The 22,107-nt window shown below is 65.1% G+C and carries 22 protein-coding genes and 1 other RNA gene; 14 read left to right on the forward strand and 9 right to left on the reverse strand.

Features of this window, described 5'->3' with window-relative positions; translation table 11 throughout:
• The first annotated feature begins 23 nt into the window (after window positions 1–23).
• From XdyCFBP7245_RS11410 to XdyCFBP7245_RS11425, 4 genes are all read left to right on the forward strand, one after another.
• Window positions 24–800 carry a L,D-transpeptidase family protein gene (locus XdyCFBP7245_RS11410; protein ID WP_104615750.1) on the forward strand — a complete coding sequence of 259 codons (777 nt, stop codon included), beginning with the start codon at window positions 24–26 and terminating at the stop codon, window positions 798–800.
• Complete coding sequence (locus tag XdyCFBP7245_RS11415; RefSeq protein ID WP_104615751.1) at window positions 797–2,104, forward strand: APC family permease; 1,308 nt, start codon at window positions 797–799, stop codon at window positions 2,102–2,104. Before XdyCFBP7245_RS11410 ends, XdyCFBP7245_RS11415 begins: the two co-directional genes overlap by 4 nt.
• Window positions 2,105–2,190: 86 nt before the next feature.
• Window positions 2,191–2,688, forward strand: a complete 498-nt coding sequence (locus XdyCFBP7245_RS11420; protein ID WP_104615752.1) for a hypothetical protein — start codon at window positions 2,191–2,193, stop codon at window positions 2,686–2,688.
• A gap of 155 nt (window positions 2,689–2,843) precedes the next feature.
• Window positions 2,844–3,176, forward strand: coding sequence for a hypothetical protein (locus XdyCFBP7245_RS11425; protein ID WP_170068616.1), 333 nt, complete (start codon window positions 2,844–2,846; stop codon window positions 3,174–3,176).
• Between the two features lie 51 nt (window positions 3,177–3,227).
• Here the strand turns inward: XdyCFBP7245_RS11425 and yiaA are convergent, their stop codons facing one another.
• Window positions 3,228–3,662 carry an inner membrane protein YiaA gene (yiaA, locus tag XdyCFBP7245_RS11430; RefSeq protein WP_104615754.1) on the reverse strand — a complete coding sequence of 145 codons (435 nt, stop codon included), beginning with the start codon at window positions 3,660–3,662 and terminating at the stop codon, window positions 3,228–3,230.
• Window positions 3,663–3,844: 182 nt separating this feature from the next.
• Between yiaA and XdyCFBP7245_RS11435 the strand changes: the two genes are divergently transcribed.
• A complete protein-coding gene (locus XdyCFBP7245_RS11435; RefSeq protein ID WP_104615755.1) occupies window positions 3,845–5,023 on the forward strand; it encodes a PQQ-dependent sugar dehydrogenase in 1,179 nt (392 codons plus the stop codon).
• Between the two features lie 435 nt (window positions 5,024–5,458).
• On the opposite strand, the gene XdyCFBP7245_RS11440 is transcribed toward XdyCFBP7245_RS11435, so the two are convergent.
• The 3 genes from XdyCFBP7245_RS11440 to tsaD all read right to left on the reverse strand — a co-directional run bounded on the left by XdyCFBP7245_RS11440 (window position 5,459) and on the right by tsaD (window position 9,416).
• The gene (locus XdyCFBP7245_RS11440) at window positions 5,459–7,630 is read right to left on the reverse strand and encodes a glycoside hydrolase family 3 N-terminal domain-containing protein (RefSeq protein ID WP_104615756.1); all 2,172 of its coding nucleotides are present in this window, start codon (window positions 7,628–7,630) and stop codon (window positions 5,459–5,461) included.
• 257 nt (window positions 7,631–7,887) lie between these two features.
• The gene (gene folB / locus XdyCFBP7245_RS11445; protein ID WP_104615757.1) at window positions 7,888–8,265 is read right to left on the reverse strand and encodes a dihydroneopterin aldolase; all 378 of its coding nucleotides are present in this window, start codon (window positions 8,263–8,265) and stop codon (window positions 7,888–7,890) included.
• Window positions 8,266–8,351: 86 nt separating this feature from the next.
• The gene (gene tsaD / locus XdyCFBP7245_RS11450; RefSeq protein WP_104615758.1) at window positions 8,352–9,416 is read right to left on the reverse strand and encodes a tRNA (adenosine(37)-N6)-threonylcarbamoyltransferase complex transferase subunit TsaD; all 1,065 of its coding nucleotides are present in this window, start codon (window positions 9,414–9,416) and stop codon (window positions 8,352–8,354) included.
• Between the two features lie 278 nt (window positions 9,417–9,694).
• Between tsaD and rpsU the strand changes: the two genes are divergently transcribed.
• The 8 genes from rpsU to XdyCFBP7245_RS11490 all read left to right on the forward strand — a co-directional run bounded on the left by rpsU (window position 9,695) and on the right by XdyCFBP7245_RS11490 (window position 17,399).
• Window positions 9,695–9,910: a 30S ribosomal protein S21 gene (gene rpsU, locus XdyCFBP7245_RS11455; protein WP_002808376.1), complete on the forward strand. Its 216-nt coding sequence runs from the start codon at window positions 9,695–9,697 to the stop codon at window positions 9,908–9,910.
• 253 nt (window positions 9,911–10,163) lie between these two features.
• Window positions 10,164–10,610, forward strand: a complete 447-nt coding sequence (locus XdyCFBP7245_RS11460) for a GatB/YqeY domain-containing protein (RefSeq protein ID WP_104615759.1) — start codon at window positions 10,164–10,166, stop codon at window positions 10,608–10,610.
• A gap of 436 nt (window positions 10,611–11,046) precedes the next feature.
• A complete protein-coding gene (locus XdyCFBP7245_RS11465; RefSeq protein WP_104615775.1) occupies window positions 11,047–12,009 on the forward strand; it encodes a YihY/virulence factor BrkB family protein in 963 nt (320 codons plus the stop codon).
• An 84-nt stretch (window positions 12,010–12,093) separates the two neighbouring features.
• Window positions 12,094–13,842 carry a DNA primase gene (dnaG, locus tag XdyCFBP7245_RS11470; RefSeq protein ID WP_104615760.1) on the forward strand — a complete coding sequence of 583 codons (1,749 nt, stop codon included), beginning with the start codon at window positions 12,094–12,096 and terminating at the stop codon, window positions 13,840–13,842.
• Window positions 13,842–14,339 carry a phosphatase domain-containing protein gene (locus tag XdyCFBP7245_RS11475; RefSeq protein ID WP_104615761.1) on the forward strand — a complete coding sequence of 166 codons (498 nt, stop codon included), beginning with the start codon at window positions 13,842–13,844 and terminating at the stop codon, window positions 14,337–14,339. Before dnaG ends, XdyCFBP7245_RS11475 begins: the two co-directional genes overlap by 1 nt.
• A gap of 99 nt (window positions 14,340–14,438) precedes the next feature.
• Window positions 14,439–14,515, forward strand: a non-coding RNA gene (locus XdyCFBP7245_RS11480) — sX9 sRNA.
• A gap of 31 nt (window positions 14,516–14,546) precedes the next feature.
• On the forward strand, window positions 14,547–15,593 hold the full coding sequence (locus XdyCFBP7245_RS11485; RefSeq protein WP_104615762.1) for a bile acid:sodium symporter family protein: 1,047 nt from the start codon (window positions 14,547–14,549) through the stop codon (window positions 15,591–15,593).
• 222 nt (window positions 15,594–15,815) lie between these two features.
• Entirely contained in the window at window positions 15,816–17,399 is a 1,584-nt protein-coding gene (locus tag XdyCFBP7245_RS11490) for a thioredoxin family protein (protein ID WP_104615763.1), read from the forward strand.
• 66 nt (window positions 17,400–17,465) lie between these two features.
• Here the strand turns inward: XdyCFBP7245_RS11490 and cyoE are convergent, their stop codons facing one another.
• Genes cyoE through XdyCFBP7245_RS11510 form a run of 4 tightly spaced genes read right to left on the reverse strand, consistent with a single transcriptional unit; the run spans window position 17,466 to window position 20,867 of the window.
• Complete coding sequence (gene cyoE / locus XdyCFBP7245_RS11495) at window positions 17,466–18,362, reverse strand: heme o synthase (RefSeq protein WP_104615764.1); 897 nt, start codon at window positions 18,360–18,362, stop codon at window positions 17,466–17,468.
• A gap of 2 nt (window positions 18,363–18,364) precedes the next feature.
• Window positions 18,365–19,528, reverse strand: a complete 1,164-nt coding sequence (locus tag XdyCFBP7245_RS11500; protein WP_104615765.1) for a COX15/CtaA family protein — start codon at window positions 19,526–19,528, stop codon at window positions 18,365–18,367.
• 10 nt (window positions 19,529–19,538) lie between these two features.
• The gene (locus XdyCFBP7245_RS11505) at window positions 19,539–20,114 is read right to left on the reverse strand and encodes a hypothetical protein (RefSeq protein ID WP_104615766.1); all 576 of its coding nucleotides are present in this window, start codon (window positions 20,112–20,114) and stop codon (window positions 19,539–19,541) included.
• 27 nt (window positions 20,115–20,141) lie between these two features.
• Complete coding sequence (locus tag XdyCFBP7245_RS11510) at window positions 20,142–20,867, reverse strand: SURF1 family protein (protein ID WP_104615767.1); 726 nt, start codon at window positions 20,865–20,867, stop codon at window positions 20,142–20,144.
• Between the two features lie 60 nt (window positions 20,868–20,927).
• On the opposite strand from XdyCFBP7245_RS11510, the gene XdyCFBP7245_RS11515 reads away from it, so the two are divergent.
• Window positions 20,928–21,146: a twin transmembrane helix small protein gene (locus tag XdyCFBP7245_RS11515; RefSeq protein WP_104543860.1), complete on the forward strand. Its 219-nt coding sequence runs from the start codon at window positions 20,928–20,930 to the stop codon at window positions 21,144–21,146.
• An 82-nt stretch (window positions 21,147–21,228) separates the two neighbouring features.
• On the opposite strand, the gene XdyCFBP7245_RS11520 is transcribed toward XdyCFBP7245_RS11515, so the two are convergent.
• Window positions 21,229–22,104, reverse strand: coding sequence for a cytochrome c oxidase subunit 3 (locus XdyCFBP7245_RS11520; protein ID WP_039408675.1), 876 nt, complete (start codon window positions 22,102–22,104; stop codon window positions 21,229–21,231).
• Between the last annotated feature and the right edge of the window lie 3 nt (window positions 22,105–22,107).

Raw genomic sequence — 22,107 nt, forward strand, 5'->3', positions numbered from 1 at the left:
GTCCCCTGCCGTCCGGAGCCCGCATGCGCCTTGCCATCCTGTTGCGATCCACCCTGCTCCTGGCGCTGGCACTGTGCAGCAATAGCGCCGCCGCAGGCGAACCGATCCAGGCGCTGCAGCAGGCACGCGCGCTGATCGTGGTGACCACGCCGGACTGGAATAGCACCCAGGCGCGACTGCAGACCTTTACGCGTGTGGACGGTCAGTGGGCGCCGGCCGCACCGGGATTTGCCGTCGCACTGGGCCGGCATGGCAGCGCCTGGGGTGAAGGCCTGCATCCGGCGCAATCGCAAGGCCCGCAAAAGCGCGAAGGCGATGGCCGCAGCCCGGCCGGCGTGTTCGCCATCGGCCCGGCATTTGGCTATTCCGCCAGCATCGACAGCGCCATGCCGTATCAGGCGATGAGCGCCACGCATTACTGCATGGATGTGCCCGGCTCGCCGCTGTACAACCGCATCGTCGATGCAGCGCAGGTCGGTGAAGCGGCGGTGGCCGGGTCCACCGAGCCGATGCGCCTGGACCTGCGCCATCCCGGCGATGCGCGGTATCGCGAAGGTTTCGTCATCGCACATAACCCCAACAATATCGCCGGGCGCGGTAGCTGTATTTTTGCGCATCTGTGGCGCACTCCAGGGCAGTTCACCGCGGGCTGCACGGCGATGGCGCCTGCCGACATGCAGCGTCTGCTGGCGTGGTTGAAGCCTGCAGACAAACCGTTATTCGTGTTGCTGCCGCGCGCCGACTACGCGCGCCTGCAAGCGCAGTGGCAGTTGCCTGATCTGGTCGAGGCCGTACCATGAGCACGCCAACGCCGCCGCCCGATAGCACCGGCCTGGTGCGTGTGGTCAGCCGCTGGCAGATCGTTGGCTTATCGATCAACGATGTCATCGGCAGCGGCATCTACCTGTTGCCCGCGGCCACCGCGGCACTGCTGGGGCCGATGAGCCTGTGGGCGGTGATGCTGGCCGGGCTGGCGGTGGCCTTGCTGGTGCTGTGTTACGCGCAGGCAGCCAGTTATTTCGATACGCCCGGCGGCAGTTACCTCTACACGCGCGAGGCGTTTGGCCCCTTTGTCGGGTTTCAGATCGGTTGGATGATCTGGCTGACCCGTATCAGCTCGGCGGCGGCTTTAAGCAACGGGCTGGCCGATGCGGTGGCGCGGTTCTGGCCCACCGCTTCCACCGATGCATGGGCGCGCACCTTGGTCGTCGTCGGCTCGCTAGGTGTGCTGACCGCGATCAACGTCATCGGCGTCAAGTCGGCTGCGCGCACCGGCATCGCCCTGGTGATCGGCAAACTGGTGCCGTTGCTGTTGTTCGTGGCAATCGGGCTGTTCTATGTGGATTGGTCGTGGGCGTTTGCCGGCACATCGCCTGACCTGCGCGACCTGGGCAATCTCGGCGAAGCCGCACTGCTGCTGCTGTTTGCCTATGCGGGGTTCGAAAATATTCCCGCCGCTGCCGGCGAATACCGCAACCCGCGCCGCGACGTGCCATTTGCGCTCATCACCATGATCGTCACGGTGACCCTGATCTATGCCGCGGTGCAGGTTGTCGCGCAGGGGACGCTGCCCAATCTTGCGGCCTCGCCCACCCCGTTGGCGGATGCGGCCAGCGGCTTCGGGGGCGAGGCGCTGGCGCTGATTCTCACCGTAGGCGCCACCATTTCCATCCTGGGCACGACCAGCAACACGGTGATGCTCGGTCCGCGCTTTCTGTTCGCGCTCGCGCAGGACGGCTACGGACCGGCGTTTCTGGCACGCGTGCATCCGCGCTTTCATACTCCCGCAGCCGCGGTGCTCACCCAGGGCGTGTTGTCGCTGGCGCTCGCATTGTCGGGCTCGTTCACCCAGCTGGCGCTGCTGTCGATGGTCACGCGCTTGTTCGCCTACATCGGCACGGCGGCGGCGGTGATCGTGCTGGCGCGCCGCTATCGGCAACGTACCGACACGCTACGGCTACCGGGAGGCCCGCTGATTCCCGCCGCTGCGTTGTTGCTGTCGCTCGGCTTGCTGGCCAGTGCCAGCTGGCAAAATCTTGCGGCAGCAGGCGTGGCATTGCGGGTGGGCTGGGCATTCCACCTGTTTCCGCGCAAGACGGTATAGCAGCTTCGCAACACGCTCGCGCCGCACTCACGCACGTCTAACCGGGCACGCCCAACGCTGCGCTCTCACCTGCATGGGAGCTTGCGATGAAACTGCGCCGCGTCTACAGCACACCCGATCTTGAAAGCGCGCAGCGCGTGTTGCAATCCGCGCGCAGTGCCGGCATCGGCAACGAGGCGTTGTCGCTGATTGCCCGCGCGGATATCGAACTGCACGACGTCCCGGACGAGCGCAAGGACGCCAAGACCGATTTCGTGCCGGCCGCAGCGCGCGGCGCGGCCACCGGTGGCGCGGCCGGGTTGGTGGCAGGGCTGGTTGCAGTCGCTGTGCCGCCAATCGGCCTGACCCTGGCCGGCGTTGGCGTCATGGCACTGGCCGGCGCGCTGGTGGGCAGTTGGTCGTCGGCTCTGATCGGCGCCACCGTGCCCGACCCGGTGCGTCGTCAGTTCGAGGACGAAATCGAAGCCGGCCGTGTCCTGGTCGTCATCGATGCCGACGAACAGGCCTTGCAGGCTGCGGAAGCGTCAGTCCTTGCTGCCGGCGCAAAACCGCTGCCGTATGAGGCCGCGTCTGCTGCGGTATGAAAGGCATCGCACGCGGGTAAACGCAGCACCCCTGTTTGGAGAGATGCATGAGCGCAGCGGCAACCTCGCCTTGACCCAACCATCACCTCGCGTGCCGCGCTGTTAACACGGCGCTGCTTAGGTTGATTCGCACATTCGCAATGATGGAGACGCGCATGAACGTGCCGTACCAGATTCCAGGCCGCGCGCCGGACGAAGACCGCAGCCAGAACGTATCCAGCTACTGGCGTGAACGTTTTACCGAAGAGCCGTATTACACCGAAGGCGACCGTTACGAAGATTACGAAAGCGCCTATCTGGTCGGGCATGAAGCACGTATCCGCGAAAATGCGCGCGCCTACGATCAGGTCGAAGCCGAACTGCATCGCGATTGGGAAGCCAAGCGCGGCACCGATGGCCTGAGTTGGAGCAAGGCACGCCACGCGGTCAAGCGCGCGTGGGAAAACGCAGCCGATTTCGTCTCTGGCGAGAGCAAATCCAAACCGTAAACCACAACGCCACCGTCAAGGTGGCGTTGTGGTTTCAGTACCGATGCGCGATCAATCCAACGGCGGCGGTACGACGCGCGAGCTGTACGGCGTCGCATCCGCTTCCATCGCATCGCGCGTGTTCTTTTGCACGGCCACCGCGCCAAACAGGCTCAATGCATAGGCCATTGCGTAAAAGCCTTTCTCGCTCAGCAGCAAGGTGGCGTTGAACAAACCGACCGCCAGCAACACCAGCGCGATGATCAGCGAAAACCAGCAGATGGCGTAGTAAAGACCTGTCACCGGAATTCCGTCCGCGCGGTCACGCACGCTCTTCTGCAACGACACCGATGCGAACAGACCAAACAATAGCAACGTGAAGTAGTAGCCCTTCTCGTTGAGCAGCATCTGCGCGTTCCATAAGCCGATCAGATACGCGGCGCCGCCCGCCAACAAGGCGGCCCACGACGCGGCGATAAAGGCGGACGAGGTTTTTTGCGTGGCCATGGAAACTCCTTTTCATGGTGAAATTGCAGGATGAAACAACGATGTGAGACGCGGCCCGCCTGCGGAGAGTGACTTGCGACAAGGGCGACCCCGATAGCGTCGTGTAAGGTACTTGAAAACCCGACGCGGAACACGTTGCGGGAGGGCTGCAGCGTGACCGTGCCCATCCCCTGGAGGACCTCATGTCTATCCGTCGTCTGCTTGCTCTGGCCTGCTCGGCCACCCTATTCACCACCAGCGCCGTACTGGCCGCACCTGCTGCCGCTCCTGCGGCCTCCATTCCCAAGGCGCAATGGCCCTTCCAGGCCACGACCGTCGCCGACTTCGACGAGCCGTGGGCGATGACCTTTTTGCCCGATGGCACGCTGCTGGTCAGCGAAAAACGCGGCGCGCTGATGCGTCTGGACCCCAAGACCAATCGCAAGAGCGCCGTGACCGGTGTGCCGGCGGTCGCTTACGGCGGCCAGGGCGGGTTTGGCGATGTCCTGGCGCACCCGCGCTTCGCCAAGAATGGCCTGGTCTATGTGAGCTACGCCGAACCGGGCGAGGGCGACACCCGCGGCGCGGCAGTCGCGCGTGCCAAGCTCACGCTGGATGCCACCGGCGGTGGCACCTTGTCCGATCTCAAAGTGATCTGGCGACAGAATCCCAAGGTGTCCGGCAATGGCCATTTCGGCCATCGGCTCGCGTTCGGCCCGGATGGCAAGCTGTGGATCACCTCCAGCGAGCGCCAGAAGTTCGATCCGGCGCAAGACATGAAAGCCAATCTCGGCAAATTGATCCGGCTCAACGACGACGGCAGCGTGCCGGCCGACAATCCGTTCGCCGCGCAGGGTGGCGTGGCCGCGCAGGTGTGGTCGCTGGGCCATCGCAACATCCTGGGCATCGCATTCGACGGCAAGGGCCGATTGTGGGAACACGAGATGGGCCCGGCCGGCGGCGATGAGCTCAACCTGATCCAGCGCGGCGCCAACTATGGCTACCCGATCGTCTCCAATGGCGACCACTACGACGGTACGCCGATTCCCGACCACAACACACGCCCGGAATTTGCCGCACCCAAGATCAGCTGGACACCTGTGATTTCGCCGGCAGGTTTTGTGATCTACAACGGCACGCAGTTCCCGGCGTGGCGCGGCCAGGGCTTTATCGGCGGCCTGTCGTCGATGGCGCTGGTGCAGGTCTCGCTGGGCGATCAGCCACGCGAAGTGGCCCGTTACGACATGGGCGCACGCATCCGCGAAGTGGAGCAAGGCCCCGACGGCGCGTTGTGGCTGCTGGAAGACGAAGCCAGCGGCAGCACCGGGCGTCTGCTCAAGCTCGCGCCCAAGAGCAAGGCTGCGGTCGAAAACGACGCGTAAGCGGCGTGAGATCGGCCGTTATCGGCACTGCCTGCGCATCGAGATGCGCAGGCAGTGCACCGCGGCATCTCGGCGCGCGTTCTGCCGTGCGTCAGCAGTCACATCAATGGCGGCGGTTCTGTCTCGTCGGCGCGCTGCATGCGCCACAAACGCAATCTGTCACTGCCCGCGTAAGCCTGTGCGCTAACGCGCTGGGACGCGCTTGTCTCCGCAGCGACGACGACCTCAACGCGTGCATGCATGGGTGCGCCGATCTCAACACGCACCTGCGGTGCAACCGCAGGCCAGGCCACGCTCCCCGCTGTCCTATCACGCGCTACCCGCCGCTACCCGCACGGGCGACAGTCAGTGGCGTTGGCCACGTCTCGCGCGCGATCTCATTGCAACAGACTGCCTAACGACGCAACGGTGCACCACCCGCCTTGACCAGCGCGCTCAGGCGCCAAGCAACTCGAACGTCACCGCTTCGCCACTCTTGGCCGACGCGCACACCCACACATCGAACACGCCGGGCTCGGCGCCGAACACGCCCTTGGGATTGGTAAACGCCAGCGCCTCGCGCGTCAGCGTGAACACCACATCCCTGTGTTGGCCAGGTTGCAGCAACACCTTGCGGAACCCCTTGAGCTCGCGCACCGGGCGCACGCGGCTTGCCACGCGGTCGTGCACATACAACTGCACCACTTCTTCGCCGGCCACGGTTCCGGTATTGGTCACGCGCGTGGTGATGGTCAGCGTGTCGTCCCACCCAAGTTGCGCGGCGCTCAACTGCGGCTGCGCATAGGCAAATGTGGTGTAGCTCAGGCCATGCCCAAACGGGTACAGCGGCTCGTTGGGCATTTCGCGCCAACGCGCCTTGTATTCGGACAACGTCGGCAGCTCGGGACGGCCGGTGCGCAGATGATTGTAGAAATACGGCTGCTGTCCGGTGACCTGCGGAAAGCTGATCGGCAGGCGCGCGGACGGGTTGTAGTCGCCGAACAACACATCGGCCACGCCGGTGCCGGTCTGGGTGCCCAGATACCAGGTCACCGCAATCGCCTCAGCGTCGCGTACCGCGCCATGCAGTGCCAACGCACGGCCATTGCGCAACAGCACAACGATGGGCGTGCCGGTGGCGGCAACCGCTTCGGCCAGCGCCTGCTGCGCCGGCGGCAACGTAATGTCGGTGCGCGACTGCGCCTCGCCACTGAAGCGCTGCGGCTCGCCGAGTGCCAGCACCACCACATCGGCGGCCTGTGCGGCATCGATGGCCGCCGAAATACCGCCCGGCAGCACCTCTTCCAGGCCACAACCCTGCACAACGCTCAGATCGTCGGTGCCGACGACGGCGCGCACGCCCTGCTCCAGGGTCACGTAACGCGACTTGTCGCCGAACAAGGTCCAGCACCCTTCGATGTTCTCGCGGTCCTGCACGAACGGGCCGATCAACGCGATCCGCTGCCCGCTCTTCTTCAGCGGCAGCAGCGCGCCGTCGTTCTTCAGCAACACGATCGAACGCCGCGCCGCATCGCGCGACAACGCATCGTGTGCAGGCAAGTGAGCGTTATCGGCTTCGCGTGCCGGGTCCAGCGAGCGATATGGATTGTCGAACAGGCCAATGGCCTCTTTCAGCTGCAACATGCGACGCACGCTGGCATCCAGCGTGGCCATCGGCACCTCGCCGCTTTCCACCAGCGACGGCAGATGTGCGGCATAGAAACCGCTCTGCATGCTCAGGTCCAACCCGGCCAGAAACGCCTTCTTGGTCGCATCACGCTCATCGGCGGCGTAGCCATGCGCGATCAATTCCATGTCGGCGGTGTAGTCGGAAACCACCACGCCCGGAAACTGCCATTCCCCGCGCAGGATCTCGGTCAGCAACTCGTGATTGGCGCTGGCAGGCACGCCATTGATGTCGTTGAAGGAGGACATCACCGTCAATGCGCCGGCATCGAAGGCGGCCTTGAACGGCGGCAGATGCACATCGCGCAGCGTCTGCGGCGCGATATCGACGGTGTTGTATTCCATACCCGCCGCCACCGCACCATAGGCGGCAAAGTGCTTCGGGGTCGCCAACAGGCAATCGTCGGCGGTGAGGTCGCTGCCCTGAAAACCGCGCACGCGCGCGGCGGCAAATGCGGCACCCAGTAATACGTCTTCGCCGGCGCCTTCCGCGCCACGGCCCCAGCGCTGGTCGCGCGCGATGTCCACCGCCGGTGCGTAGGTCCAGTGCAGGCCGGCGGCGGTGGCTTCGATCGCGGTGGCGCGCGCGGTGCGCTCGGCCAACTCGGGCTCGAAGCTGGCTGCTTCGCCCAGCGGGATCGGGAATACCGTGCGCATTCCGTGGATTACGTCGGCGGCCAGGATCACCGGGATGCCCAGGCGGCTCTCTTCCACCGCCACCTTCTGGATCTGCACGCCCAACGCGGCGCCCACGCCATTGAACAGCGAGCCCACCCGGCCCTGCCGCACCTGCTGCAGCACCTCGTCGGCGTTGAGCACATTGGCTTCGGGATTCACGTCCGGTGCGAACGGCCGCACCATGTCGGCGAACACACCCAACTGTCCGACCTTCTCTTCGACGGTCATCCGGGCAATCAGGGTTTCGATGCGATCAGCAGCCATGAGATCCTTGAGAAAACGTTTACATGGCCGGCAATTCTAGCCTGACGCGACCGCGGGGATGCAACTCTTCTGCCTGTTCAGGCTGATGTTCAGTCCCGTTGACAGACGTTGAACGGCACAATGGCGATCTACCCTGCAGTCGCTCATGCTTCACCGCAACCGTTCAATACCTGCCATCGGTGGGCGCCCGGAACATCCAGACGGCCCAGTCGCCGACAAGACCGAGCGCTACTGTACGGGCAGGGAGCAGATACGCCCTATAGAGAGGGTGGCACGTCAACAGAAACGCGTGCGCGCTCGATGATCACACCTACCGCCTGCGCGCCGCGCACCGCGCCGGGCTTGCTCAGCTTCAACCGCAGCCAGTGCACGCCAAACTCGTCCAGCACGATCGCCGCGCAGCGCTCGGCCAGCGTCTCGACCAGCCCGAAGTCCGAGGCCTGCACGAATTCGATCAGGCGCTTGCTCACCGCCTTGTAGTTCAAGGTGTCGGCAATGTCGTCGCTGGCCGCCGGAATGCGGTTGTCGAACCCCATCTCCAGATCGAACCGCAAGGTCTGCCGGATCCGCCGCTCCCAGTCGTAGATGCCGATCAGCGCATCGATGTCCAGGCCTTCAATAAAAACTTTGTCCATGGGTGGGGAATCGGGAATAGGAATTAGGGAATGGTGAGAAGCACAAGCAACAGCAAAGCAGCACGGAACGAATCGGAATAGCGCTCTTACGATTCCCGATTCCCGATTCCCGCATCCCGCGCCGCCGCTAGCGGCGGCAAACCTGCCATATCCCAGCGCGGCGTCACATGCACCTCGGCCCCGGCACGCTCGCCGGCTTCCAGCCGCAGCGCGCCGGCGAAGGCGATCATGGCACCGTTATCGGTGCACAGGGCCGGCCGCGGGAAGCAGACCCGGCCTCCCCGGCGCTGCGCAGCCTCGTGCAGCTGCGCGCGCAGGCGCTTGTTGGCGCCCACCCCGCCGGCCACCACCAGCGTAGTGCAGCCGGCCGCATCCAGCGCGCGCAGGCATTTGATCGCCAGCGTCTCCACCACCGCATCTTCGAAGCCGCGCGCAATATCCGCGCGCGTGGTGTCGGACTGGTCGCTGGCGCGCCAGGCCAGCAGCACCTGGGTCTTGAGCCCGCTGAAACTGAAATCCAGCCCCGGCCGGTCGGTCATCGGCCGAGCGAACTTATAGCGCCCGGGCGTGCCGGTTTCGGCCAGGGCCGCCAGCTGCGGGCCGCCCGGATATGGCAGGCCCATCATCTTGGCGGTCTTGTCGAAAGCCTCGCCCGCCGCATCGTCCAGAGTCTCGCCGAGTACTTGGTAACGCCCGAGCGCCTTCACCGACACCAGCTGGGTGTGCCCGCCGGAGACCAGCAGCGCCACGAACGGCGGCTGCGGCGGGTCGTCTTCCATCAACGGCGCAAGCAGATGGCCTTCCATGTGATGCACGCCGATCGCCGGCACGTCCAGCGCCCAGGCCAGCGAGCGCGCCACGCCGGCACCTACCAAGAGTGCGCCGACTAGGCCCGGGCCGGCGGTATAGGCCACCCCATCCAGCTCGTCGATGCGCAACCCGGCCTCGCCCAGGGTTTGGCGGATCAGCGGCAGCAGCTTGCGCACATGATCGCGGCTGGCCAGTTCCGGCACCACCCCGCCGTATTCGGCATGCAGCGCGATCTGGCTGTAGACCGCATGGGCGCGCAGCGCCGGAACGCCGGACAAGGCGGTGTCGTAGACCGCCACGCCGGTCTCATCGCACGATGATTCGATCCCAAGGACTTTCACGGCAGCTCGGCAGATAGAACAGGTCTCTATTTTCGCAGCTTTTGTGCTGCGCAGATGCGCCGCCGGCGATATGCTGCGCGCCCGCATTCGCAGCGCCGGATCGGGCGCAAACGCACGCTCTGGCAGGCGTGTCGAGGTAAATGTCGGCAGGGGCTTGCAGGTCGTTGGCAAGTCGTTATAATGCGCGGCTCGCCGGGGCAACCCGGAAATTCCGTCACGCGAGTCCGCTCGCACCCGCCCGGGGCTCCCGGACGGAAATCCCATTATCTGGAGAACCCATGCCCAGCGTTAAAGTCCGCGAGAACGAGCCCTTCGAATTTGCGCTCCGCCGTTTCAAGCGCACCTGCGAAAAGGCCGGCGTGCTGGCCGAAACCCGCAAGCGCGAGTTCTATGAAAAGCCGACCCAGGAGCGTAAGCGCAAGGCTGCCGCTGCTGTGAAGCGTCAGTTGCGTCGTTCCTCGCGCGACGTCACCAAGCGCCAGCGCTTGTACTGATCGAACGCGGTTCTTGCCGGTGGGTCTGCGCTGTAGGCGCGGCCCATCGAAAAAGAACCCAAGAGCCGGCACGCGCAAGCGTCGCCGGCTTTTTGTATTGGTCCGTTGACCGGATCGAACTGCGTCATGGGCGATACGACGCTGCCGGCCCCGCGCCGCGCACAGCCCTCTCGCCCGCCCCATCTGTTTCGCCGACGCACGTTGCCAGCCGCAGCGCGTCGACACCTCTCACTACGTAACCAGGAGTTACCGCATGCCCCTCAAGCAGCAGCTCACCGATGACATGAAGGCCGCGATGAAGTCCGGCGACAAGCACAGCCTGGGCGTGATCCGGCTGATCAACGCCGCGATCAAGCAGAAGGAAGTGGACGAGCGCATCGAGATGGACGACGCCGCGGTGATCGCCGTGCTCGACAAGATGGTCAAGCAGCGCAAGGACTCGGTCACCCAGTTCGAAGCCGCCGCACGCGAGGACCTGGCGCAGATCGAGCGCGAGGAAATCGTGGTGATCGAACGCTACCTGCCGGCCAAGATGGGCGAAGCCGACATCGTCGCCGCCATCCAGGCCGCCATCACCGAAACAGGTGCCAGCAGCCCGGCCGACATCGGCAAGCTGATGGGCGCACTCAAGCCCAAGCTGGCCGGTCAGGCCGACATGGGCCTGGTCTCGACCCTGGTCAAGCAGCACCTGGCAGGCTGATCCACGCGTCCGCGCTGCCCTGCGCCAACGGCCGGGGCACTGCGGACCGCGCGTGTTGCATGACCGCAGTGGGGCGGTGATACGTCATCGACGACGCTGTCCGTTGAAGATGCCGGCCCCGTGGTGTTGCCGAAATACGCGCTCACGCCACAGCGCAACGCCGCTGTCGGCCAGACTCACGAAGAAGCTTCGCACCTCGAAGACGCAACGCCTTATCCAAAGGCGCGATACGGCAGCCGCATCGCGCACCGAGCGAGCGCATCGCCCACAGATTGACGTATGCACCGCCCGCGGCGCGCGCGCTTTCACCCCTCCTTCGATTTGGCCCTGCTAGAACGGGTACGCCAGCGCAGGCGTGGGCAAGGTTTTCCCGCATACCGACCTTGCTCCGACCCACCTGCGCGCGCAACGGTATGCGCCAAGGATGTTCCCGCCGGTGACGACGCTTTCAACCGCCTATCTGCACAAGCATGTGAGCCGTCTGCAGCGCAGCGTGCCGATGGCCCTGCTGAACCGCTTTATCGAAATCGACGTCATGACGCAGGCTGCGTCGTTGTCGTTTTACGCACTCCTGTCGTTGGCACCGCTGTTGGTGCTGCTGTTATGGCTGACGGCCTCGCTGTATCCGCCTGCGCAGGAGGCGTTGGTGCAGCAGGTTGCGCAACTGGCCGGCAGCAGCGCGGCCGAAGTTGCGCAGACCATCATCCGCAACGCCACCGCTCAGCCCGGCGTGGGCTCGCTGGCGGGCTTGTGGAGCACGCTGCTGCTGTTCATCGGCGCCACTGCGGTGTTTGCGCAGTTGCAGAACGCCCTGAACCTGATTTTCCGCACCGACAAACAACGCCTGGACGGCCTGATGGCGTGGCTGAAAAAGCGCGTGTTCTCGTTCGGCGTGATCCTGGCATTGGGCTTCTTGCTGATCGTGTCGATGATCGCCACCACTGCGTTGCAGGTGGTGTTTGCGCGCCTGCCGTCGGTGCTGCCGGCCGTGGGCTACGTCACCACGCTGGCCCTGTATTCGTTGGCGTTCGCATTTTTGTATCGCTATCTGCCCGACCGCACCGTCGATTGGCGCCAGGCGTTTCTGGGTGGCGTCATCACCGCACTGCTGTTTGCGCTGGGCCGTTATGCCATTGGCGTGTATATCGCCACTGCGGCGCCCGGCAGCGCGTACGGCTCGATGGGCACGCTGGTGATCCTACTGGTGTGGATGTATTACGCCTCGGTAGTGTTCTTCGTCGGTGCATTGATCACCGCGGTGATCGACGAACGGGTGCGCTCGCACCGCAAGTTGCGCGAGGCCGGCGTGGACCCGGAGCACCCGCCGGTGATCGTGCCGCCAGCCGATGCGCAGGTGGCTTCCGCAGTCCCGCAACCGACATCGTCGCAGCACAGCTGAGCGTGGGCTGATGCGGGCAGCGGCCGCGCAGGCGGGCGCCTTCTAAAACAGGGCGGCCGCTGGCCGCTGCGATATCCTAACGGGATGGCCCGCATCCCCGACGCATTCATCGACGAACTGCTAGCACGCACCGACATCGTCGAAGTGGTGGGCGGCCGCGTGCCGCTCAAGCGTCAGGGCAAGGAGTATTCGGCGCGTTGCCCGTTCCACGACGAGCGCTCGGCCTCGTTCACGGTCTCGCCGACCAAGCAGTTCTATCACTGCTTCGGCTGCGGCGCGCATGGCACCGCGATCAGCTTTTTGATGAATTACGACCGCCTCGAATTTCTCGATGCGGTCGACGAGCTGGCCAAGCGCGCCGGCATGGAAATTCCGCGCGATACCCAGCAGCGCACGCCGCAGCAGCAGGACGACAGCCGCGAGCTGTATTCGGCACTGGAAGCGGCCACCAAGTTCTTCCAGCGTCAGCTCGAAGGCAGCGCGCGCGCGGCCGAGTATCTGGATGGGCGCGGCGTGGATGCCGACAACCGCGCGCGTTTCCAGATCGGCTATGCGCCCGATGGCTACAGCGCATTGAAGGACACCCTGGGCACCGATGCGCGCCGCATGAGCGTGCTCGAACGTGCCGGGCTGTTTTCCAAGAACGACCGCGGCCATGTCTACGACAAATTCCGCGACCGGGTGATGTTTCCGATCTTCGACCGCCGCGGCCGGGTGATCGCCTTCGGCGGTCGCATCATGGGCGCGCCGGCCGATGGCCGCGACCCGGGGCCGAAGTACCTCAATTCGCCGGAAACCGCTCTGTTCCACAAGGGCCGCGAGCTGTATGGCCTGTGGCAGGTGCGCCAGGCCAACCAGAAGATCGAGCGACTGATCGTGGTGGAGGGCTACATGGACGTGGTCTCGCTGTTCCAGTTCGGCGTCACCCAGGCGGTGGCCACGTTGGGCACCGCCACCACGCCCGAACATGCCGAACTGCTGTTCCGCAATGCGCCGGATGTGTACTTCTGCTTCGACGGCGACAACGCCGGGCGCAAGGCCGGTTGGCGCGCGCTCGAATCGGTGCTGCCGCGCATGAAGGACGGCCGCCAGGCGTTCTTCCTGTTCCTGCCCGATGGCGAAGACCCGGACACCATCGTGCGCAAGGAAGGTGCGCAGGCCTTCGATCAGCGCCTGAAACAAGCCACGCCGCTGTCGCAATTCTTTTTCGACGAAATGTCGCGCGAGATCAATCTGCACACGCTCGATGGCAAGGCGCGCCTGGCCGAGCGTGCCAAGCCGATGCTGGCGCAGATTCCCGAAGGCGCCTTCGGCGATCTGATGAAGCAGGAACTGGCGCGCATGACCGGCGTCGGTGCGAGCATGTCCGCGCAGCAGTCCTCGTCCAAATCGCGGCCGCCTGCGCGCATGGCGGCGCCCACGCAGAAACGCAGCCTGGTGCGTGCGTCCATCGCCATCCTGTTGCAACAACCCTCACTGGCGATGAGCCTGGAAGGCGACCACGATTTTTCCGGTTTGCGCCTGCCCGGCATCGAGTTGTTGATGGAGTTGCTGGCGCTGGTGCGGCAACGGCCGGAAATCAGCACCGGCGCGCTGCTGGAACACTTCGCCGACCGCGAGGAACTGGTTGCGCTGCAGAAGCTGGCCGCGCAGGAGCTCCCCGGCGACGAGCACAGCTGGGCGATCGAGTTGCACGACGTCGTCGCCCAACTCGACAAGCAATTGCTGCGTCAGCGCGTGGAAGAACTGCAAGCCAAACAGCGTGCGCAGGGCCTGGACAACACCGACAAATACGAAATGCGCGAGTTGCTGAAGGCGCTCGCAGCGTTGTGATGCATCAGTGCCTACGCCATGCGGCCTGGTGCATTGCGCTGCTCAGCGGCATTGCGTTCGCGCAGGAAACGCCCGCAGGCACCACCCGCAATCTCGTCAGTTCCGGCCAGCCCACGCAGGCGGACCTACGTGCTGCTGCGGCCCAGGGCGTCACCACCGTGATCGATTTGCGCGCCCCCGAGGAGCCACGCGGCTACGCCCAAATCGCAGCCGCCGACGCACTGGGCCTGTGCTATGTCCGCCTGCCGATCCGCAACGCCGATGCACTCACGCCAGAGGCCGCACGCGTCTTGCAGCGGGTGCTCGATCAACAACAGCAGGGCACGGTGTTACTGCATTGCGCCAGCGGCAATCGCGCCGGCGCGCTGCTGGCCCTGCTCGCCGCACGCGAAGGCGCCAGTCCCGAACAGGCGCTGCAGATCGGGCGCGAAGCCGGCATGCAGCCATCGCTGGAAGCGGCGGTACGCAAACAACTCGGCGCCGAACCGCAGCGCTGAGAACCTTTGGTGAGCCGGGCAGCAACAACGACACAGCCTTGGAGCAGCTAACAAAACTGTGCGCATCGACAGGCGGGCGCGGCCGGTGCTCGGTGCGGCATGTCCCACGCGTACCCTCCGGTGCTGAGTGCACCGTCCACACCGACCTGACGACTGCTAGCCACGTTTGGTGAGCCGCTCTTAGGCAGCGCCCGCACGCGTCGTAGAATGATCCGCTCCCCGCGCACGTTCGCGCGATACCGTCGGATCTCGATGAAGAAGCTGCTGGCGCGGTTGCGCATTGACCCTTTCACCCTCGCGCTGCTGTGCACGGTCACGCTTGCCTCGTTGTTGCCGGTCTCCGGCGCTGCCGCCGCGATCATGGACGATGTCACCGATGTGGCGATCGCTGCGCTGTTCTTCCTGCACGGCGCACGGCTGTCACGCGAAGCGGTCAAGGCCGGCGCGCTGCATTGGCGCCTGCATCTGGTGATCCTGGCCTGCACGTTCGTGCTGTTTCCATTGCTCGGCCTGTTGTTCAAGCCATTGGCGCATATCGCACTGACGCCGGAGCTCTACATCGGCGTGCTGTTCTTGTGCGCGTTGCCGTCCACGGTGCAGTCGTCGATCGCCTTTACCTCGATGGCGCGCGGTAACGTGCCGGCCGCGGTGTGCGCGGCCTCGCTTTCCAGCCTGCTGGGCGTGTTTTTCACCCCGTTGCTGATGGGCGCGATGGTCGGCAGCCAGGGCGCGATGGCGCACCCGGCCGAGGCCATCGGCAAGATCCTGCTGCAGCTGTTGGTGCCGTTCTTGGCGGGCCATTTCATGCGGCCGTGGATCGGCGGTTGGGTCGAACGCCATCGCGCAGTGCTGCGCTATACCGACCAGGGCACCATCTTGCTGGTGGTCTACACCGCCTTCAGCGCGTCGGTGAACGAAGGACTGTGGCAGAAGACCCCACTGCCGGCATTGCTCGCGGTGCTGGGCGCTGCGGCGCTGTTGCTGGCGGTGGCCATGCTGTCGATCACCTTCCTTGCGCGCCGGCTTGGCTTCAATCGCGCCGACGAAATCGCCATCGTGTTTTGCGGCTCGAAAAAGAGCCTGGCCACCGGCGTGCCGATGGCCAAGGTGATGTTTGCCGGTGGCGGCCTGGGCGCGATCGTGTTGCCGATCATGCTGTATCACCAGTTGCAGCTGATCGTGTGCGCGTTCGTGGCCGCGCGCTACGCGCGTAGCGCGCCGGGCGATCCGCCGCCGGCCACCGGCCGTCACTGAAGAGGGAACCCGGCGATCAGGTGACGTCGATGCGATGCCAGCGCCCGCACGACCGGCCGTGCGCTGGCCGTCGAACGCACCCAGACCGGTGCGTTGCGCGTAACAACAATTCGCATCGGATGCTGTTGCCGGTGTGTGTGCAGGGATACAACGGTCATGACCTCCATCGGCGCGGGCGCAGCCCCACTCGCCAGAGTCGTTGATCCATCCCCTGGTGATCCCATGAAGCTGTCCTGCCGACGCCCTTCCCCGTGCTTGATCGCACTGCTTGCGGTGCTTGCGACCCTGACCGCCTGCGACAAGCAAGCGCCGCGCTCGGCCTCCGCACAAATCAAACCCGCCGCCGCCGCACCTGCCGCAGACACCGGGATCGCCTGGCACGAAGGCGACATCGAAGACGCGTTTGCCGAAGCCAAGGAAAGCGGCAAGCCGATCCTGTTGTACTGGGGCGCGGCCTGGTGCCCACCGTGCAATCAGTTGAAGGCCACCTTGTTCAAGGATCCGGCGTTCATCGCGCGCACGCGGCAGTTCGTCGCGGTGCACCTGGACGGCGACTCTCAAGGCGCGCAGGCCTGGGGCGAGCAATTCGGCATCAAGGGCTACCCGACCATCATCGTGCTACGCGCGGACCGCAGCGAAATCACCCGTCTGGCCGGCGATAGCGACAACGCCCGTCTTGCCGATGTGCTGCGGGTGGCCGCCACCAGCACCACGACCGTCAAACAGCTGTTGGACAAGGCGCAGCGCGCACCACAGGAACTCAGCGCGGACGACTGGGCCATGCTCAGCAACTATGCCTGGGGCAGGGACGACCGGCTGATCAAGGCCGATGACGCCGCCGGGTTGCTCGCACGCCTGTCCAAGGCCGCCCCGCAACCGGCACTGCAACACCGGTTTACACTCTCGGCGCTGGCCGCAGCGGAAAAGCCCCCCGCGCCAGACCCGGCCTATCGCACCCTGTTGGAGGCGGTCCTGGCCAATCCGGCCGAACTGCGCGCCAACCTCGGCACGCTGAGCTACGTCGCCGCGCGTCTGGTCGGTGCGTCCAGCACTGACGCCGGCGAACGTGCCGCCCTGTCGGCCAAGCTCGATCAGGCATTGGACACCGTCTATGCCGATACCAGCGTGCCGATCAGCGACCGCCTGAACACCGCGTACGCGAAAGTACAGCTTGCACGCCTTGCGCAAGGGCAGCCGACCGAGACCAAGCCAAAGGGGCCACAACCGCCGTTGCCGGCAGCGGTGGTCGCTGCCGTGCACCAGCGCGTGCAAACAGCAGTGGACGCGGCCAAGACCGTCGAGGAACGGCAATCCATCATCAGCGACGCGGCTTCGTTGTTGAGCGAGGTAGGCGACAGCAGCGCCGCCGAGCAATTGCTGCTGGCCGAACTGGGACGCAGCAAGACTCCGTACTACTACATGCCGGAACTCTCCCAGCTCGCCGAAGAACGCGGCGATCGCAAGACCGCGCTGTCCTGGCTCAAAAAGGCCTATGAAACTGCCGATGGCCCCTCGATCCGCATGCGGGTCAGCATGATGTACTTGGACGGGCTGATCCGGCTTAGCCCCGACGATATCGCCGGCATCGAAGCAGCCGCCACCCAGGTGATCGGCGAGCTGGCCGCACAGTCCGATGGCTACCGGCAGCGCACCCGTCAGCGCTTCGACCGGCTGGGCGCCTCATTGAAGACCTGGAGCACGCAGCATCACCAGGAAGGCAACGCGGTGCTGGCACGACTCCGGCAGAAGATGCAGGCCAGCTGCGACAACAAGAACTCCAGCGCGTGCAGTCGTTGGCTGAGCTGAGCCGGCGCAACCCGGCAGGCATCTGCGCGGCGGCAATCGGGCTGCCTCAGATGTCTGACGCGGTTCTCACCGCACCCACGGCAACAGCAGATGATCGACCATCAAGAAGGCGAACAGTGCCATCAGATACACGATGGAATAGCCGAACATCTTCATCGAAAACAATTCGTCCGGCGGGTCCAGCATGCGCCACGCATACCAGAGGAATACCGCGTTGAGCACCACCGCGCCGCCGAGATAAAACACCCCACTCATGCCCACTGCCACCGGCAGCAGCGTCACGATGGCCAACACGATCGTGTAGATGAGGATCTGCTTGCGCGTGTGCGGCACCCCGTGGGTCACCGGCAACATCGGGATCGCCGCCTTGGCGTAATCGGCACGCCGGAAAATCGCCAGCGCCCAGAAGTGCGGCGGCGTCCAGATGAAGATGATCAGCACCAGGAGCGAGGCATTGATCCAGTCGGCCGTGGTTGGCAGCCCGGTCACCGCCGCCCAGCCCAGCATCGGTGGCGTGGCGCCGGCCAGCCCGCCGATCACGATGTTCTGCGAGGTCGCCCGTTTCAGGTAAACGGTGTAGATCACCGCATAGCCGATCATCGAGGCGAAGGTCAGCACCGCAGTGATGACGTTCACCCAGACCACCAGCATGGTCATGGAGATCACGATCAGTACGCTGGCAAACACCATCACCTGCCACGGCCGTACCTTGCCCACTACCAACGGACGCCAGGACGTGCGCGCCATCTGCGCGTCGATCTTGGCATCGAGTAATTGATTGATTGCTGCCGCCGCCGAGGCGGCCAGCCAGATCCCCACAAATCCCAAGGTGCCCGCGCGTACCTGTGCCCAGGTGGGCACGCCGGGAATGGCCAGGAACATGCCCACCAATGCGGTGAACACGATCAGTGCCACCACCTTCGGTTTGGTCAGATCCCAATAATCGCGTGCGCTGACAGCCATGCTCACTCCGGCGCGCGCAGCCGCGCCAATAGCGACACCAGCACAAACAGCAGGGCTACCGCGCCGCCGTTGTGCAGCACCGACACCTCCAGCGGCAAGGCCAGCTTGACGTTGAGCATGCCCAGCGTCACCTGCACCGCCACCAGCACCGCCAGCGCGCTCGCCCACACGCGCATCCCCGGCGAACGCGATAGGCGCCACGCCAGCCACCACAGATAAAGCGCGGTCGCGATCGCCCACAACCGATGCGCCATCTGGATGGCGATACGCGCCGCGCCATCGAGCACGCCGCCTTCGTAATCCACACCGATCCCGCGCCACAGCGTGAAGCCTTCGCGGAAATCATGCGTCGGCCACCACTGGCTGACGCAACGCGGGAAGTTGTCGGCAGACCAGCTGCCGCCGCCGCAGGCCAGCGCCGCGTAATTGGCACTGACCCAGCCGCCCAGCGCGATCTGCAGGCCCAGCACCGCCACACCCAAGCGCAACAGCCACTTCAGCCGCGAGGCGTCGGCCAGCGTGATCGGCAAATGGGTCGCCCGCCACGCCATCCACACCAGCAGCGAAAACATCATCATGCCGCCGAGCAGATGGCCCATCACCACGATGGGTTTGAGCAGCAAGGTCACCGTCCACATGCCCAGCAGCGCCTGGAAGATCACCACCGCCAGCGTCAGCACGCCGGCACGCGCCAGATCGATATTGCTCCAGCGCAACGCCGCCAGCAGCAGGATCGCCTCACCGGCGATCGCCACACCCATCGCCAGCGTGTGCCAGCCGGACATGTACAAGGGGATCGACAGCGCCACCAGCGCCGCTGCCGACACCACCTGCGCAATGCCCAGGCGGCGGCGACGTGCGGCCAGCAGCGACAGCACCAGCACTTCCACGCCCAGCGCGCCGGCCAGGAAGCGGTGCACCTGCTCGCGCCAGGCCTTGTGCGACTCCAGCGGGCGGATCTTGCTGGCCACGTGCGTGTTGGCTTCGTCGGCGGTCTGCGGCCAGGTGACGCGGCCATAGCAGGTCGGCCAGTCCGGGCAGCTCATGCCGGCATCGGACAGGCGCACGAACGACCCGAACAGAATCGTGCTCGCAGTGAACAGCGCCGCAAGCCAGGCCATGCGGTGGAAGTGGCGGAACAATGCCGGTGGCGCAAACAGATTCATCGAGGCGGGCTCACATCAATTTCAGCAGCTTGGCCAGATCCGCGCGCAAGCCGGCCGGGTCGAAACCCGGGGCGTAACGCAGGATCACGAAGCCGTTGGGATCGATCACATACACCGGCACGCCAGCCGCATCGTTGCCACGCGGCAGTGCGCCCCGCAGCGCGGCATCGTCGCGCAGCACGCGCAAAGCCGGCATCGGCGGCAGACCGGCGGGCGGCGTACCGATCCACAGCACCTCCACCTTGTCGGCACGATGCCCCAGCAGCTGCCAGACCTTGTCCAGTTCCGCAGCCAATGCCACGCATCGCTGCGCGCAGTCTGCCGGCGGCGCCAGCGCAATCCGCCAGATGCGCTCGCCAGGCGCCCACGCGTACGGTTTGCCGTCCGCGCGCACCGGCACCAGCGCACGCAGGTCGGCGGGCGGATTGAGCAATTGTCCGTTGTTGCGCATCGACGCCGGCTGCCAACCGGAGAAGCGCAGCACGCCGGCCAGCAACATCGAGCCGAAGAACAGCACTGCCAGGGCAATCAGCATCCTGCGGCCGCGTTTGACCGAGTGCGGCGTGGCCGATGTAGGAGAGGTCATGCCGGTGATTTTCTCATGCCGCGCGGGTCAGTGCCCGCGCCGCCGACGGCGCCGCGCACGCCAGCTCAGCAGCGTTGCAGTGGCCAGCACCGCCGCTGCAAGACCGAACCATTGCACCGCGTAACCCAAGTGCCGCGCGGGCGGCAGCGTGTTCGGCAGCATCTCCAGATCGCGCGCATAACCGACCGGTACGGCTGGATCCAGGCGCAATACCTGCGACGAAATGTCGCGCCTTTTCAGCGTACTGCGCACCGCCTGCACATCCAGCCGTGTCGCCAGCCAGGTATTGGGCGTAGCGGTAGGCGCCAACGCCGGCCCGATTGCCAGACCGGATGACGGCGGCGCGCTCAGCAGCCCCTGCACGTCGCGCCCACCTTCGAGCGCAGTGAGCGTCGGCAGTTGCCGATTCGCCGGCAGCGGCAGCCAGCCCAGGTCGACCAGCAACGTATGCGATGTGCCTTGCGCCGCGGCGAGCTGGTAGACGCGCACACCGGCACGCCCGGCATGCAATTGATTGTCCAGCAGCACCTGCTGCGGCAAGAACCGTACGCGTCCGCTCACCCACGCCAACTCCTGCCGCGCGGCCACTGCCTGCACCAGGGTCAACGGCGTGTCGCGCACATGCGCGGCGCGTTCCAACAACGCTTGCTTGCTGTGCATGCGCTGCAGCTGCCACTGCCCGAGCGCAACAAACCCCGCGCTGACCAGCACGGCCAGCGCCCAACCCAACACCGCCGTGTGCTTGCGCGTCATGACAAGCGACGCAAAAAAGCGTGCAATGCCCGGACCACGTCGACGACCACCGGGGCTGTTGTGAACGATTCGCTCAAGACGCTGCTGATTGTCGCCTTCCTGATCGTGATCCTGTGGAACCTAGGTGCCGGTCTCTACTACCTGCTCACCGACCGCGGCCAGACCAAACGCACCGTCAACGCACTGACCTGGCGCATTGGCTTGTCAGTCGCATTGATCGCCATCGTGATCATCGGCATCTACACTGGCTGGATCAAGCCGCATGGCGTCGGCCGCTGACGCGGCCGGGAATGGAGAATCGGGAGTAGGGAATCGTAGAAGCAAAAGCAGGCTCGCTCTGGCGATTCCCGATTCCCGATTCTCAAAGTACATACACGAACAGGAACAGCGCTAGCCACACCACGTCTACGAAGTGCCAGTACCATGCGGCCGCTTCAAAGGCGAAGTGGTTATCGCGACTGAAGTGGCCCTTGGCCGCGCGTAGCCACATCACCGCCAGCATGATCGTGCCCAACAGCACATGCATGCCGTGGAAACCGGTGAGCATGAAGAACGTGGAGCCGTAAATTCCCGAGCCCAGCGTGAGATTGAGTTCGGTGTAGGCGTGAATGTATTCCTCTGCTTGCAGGAACAAAAACACGCAACCCAGCAGCACCGTCAATCCCAACCACAGCAGCAGCGCACCGCGCCGGCCGCCTTTCAGTGCGTGATGCGCAATGGTGAGCGTCACACCGGAGCTGAGCAAAATCAGCGTATTGATCAGCGGCAATCCCCAGGCCGGAATGGTCTGGAATTGCCCGCCGATCGTGCCCGGACCATTGGTCGGCCAGGCAGCGGAATAGCCGTTCCACAGCAACTCGTTGGTCATCACGCCATCGCCTTCGCCGCCAAGCCAGGGCAGCGTCAGCACGCGCGTGTAGAACAAGGCGCCGAAGAAGGCGCCGAAGAACATCACCTCGGAAAAAATGAACCACACCATCCCCATCCGGAATGACCCATCCACCTGGCGGTTGTAGTTGCCGGCGTTGGACTCGCGAATGACGTCGCCAAACCACATGAACAAGGTCGCCAGCAACATCGCCATGCCGGCGAAGAATGTCCAGCGTCCCCAGGCCGCATCGTTGAGCCAGCTGGCCACGCCGATCATCATCACGAACATCGCAATCGACCCGACGAAGGGCCATTTGCTCTGGGTCGGGACGAAATACGCATCGGCGTTGGGACTGTGGTCGGCCATGGC

The sequence above is a fragment of the Xanthomonas dyei genome (genome assembly GCF_002939865.1).
GTDB lineage: Bacteria > Pseudomonadota > Gammaproteobacteria > Xanthomonadales > Xanthomonadaceae > Xanthomonas > Xanthomonas dyei.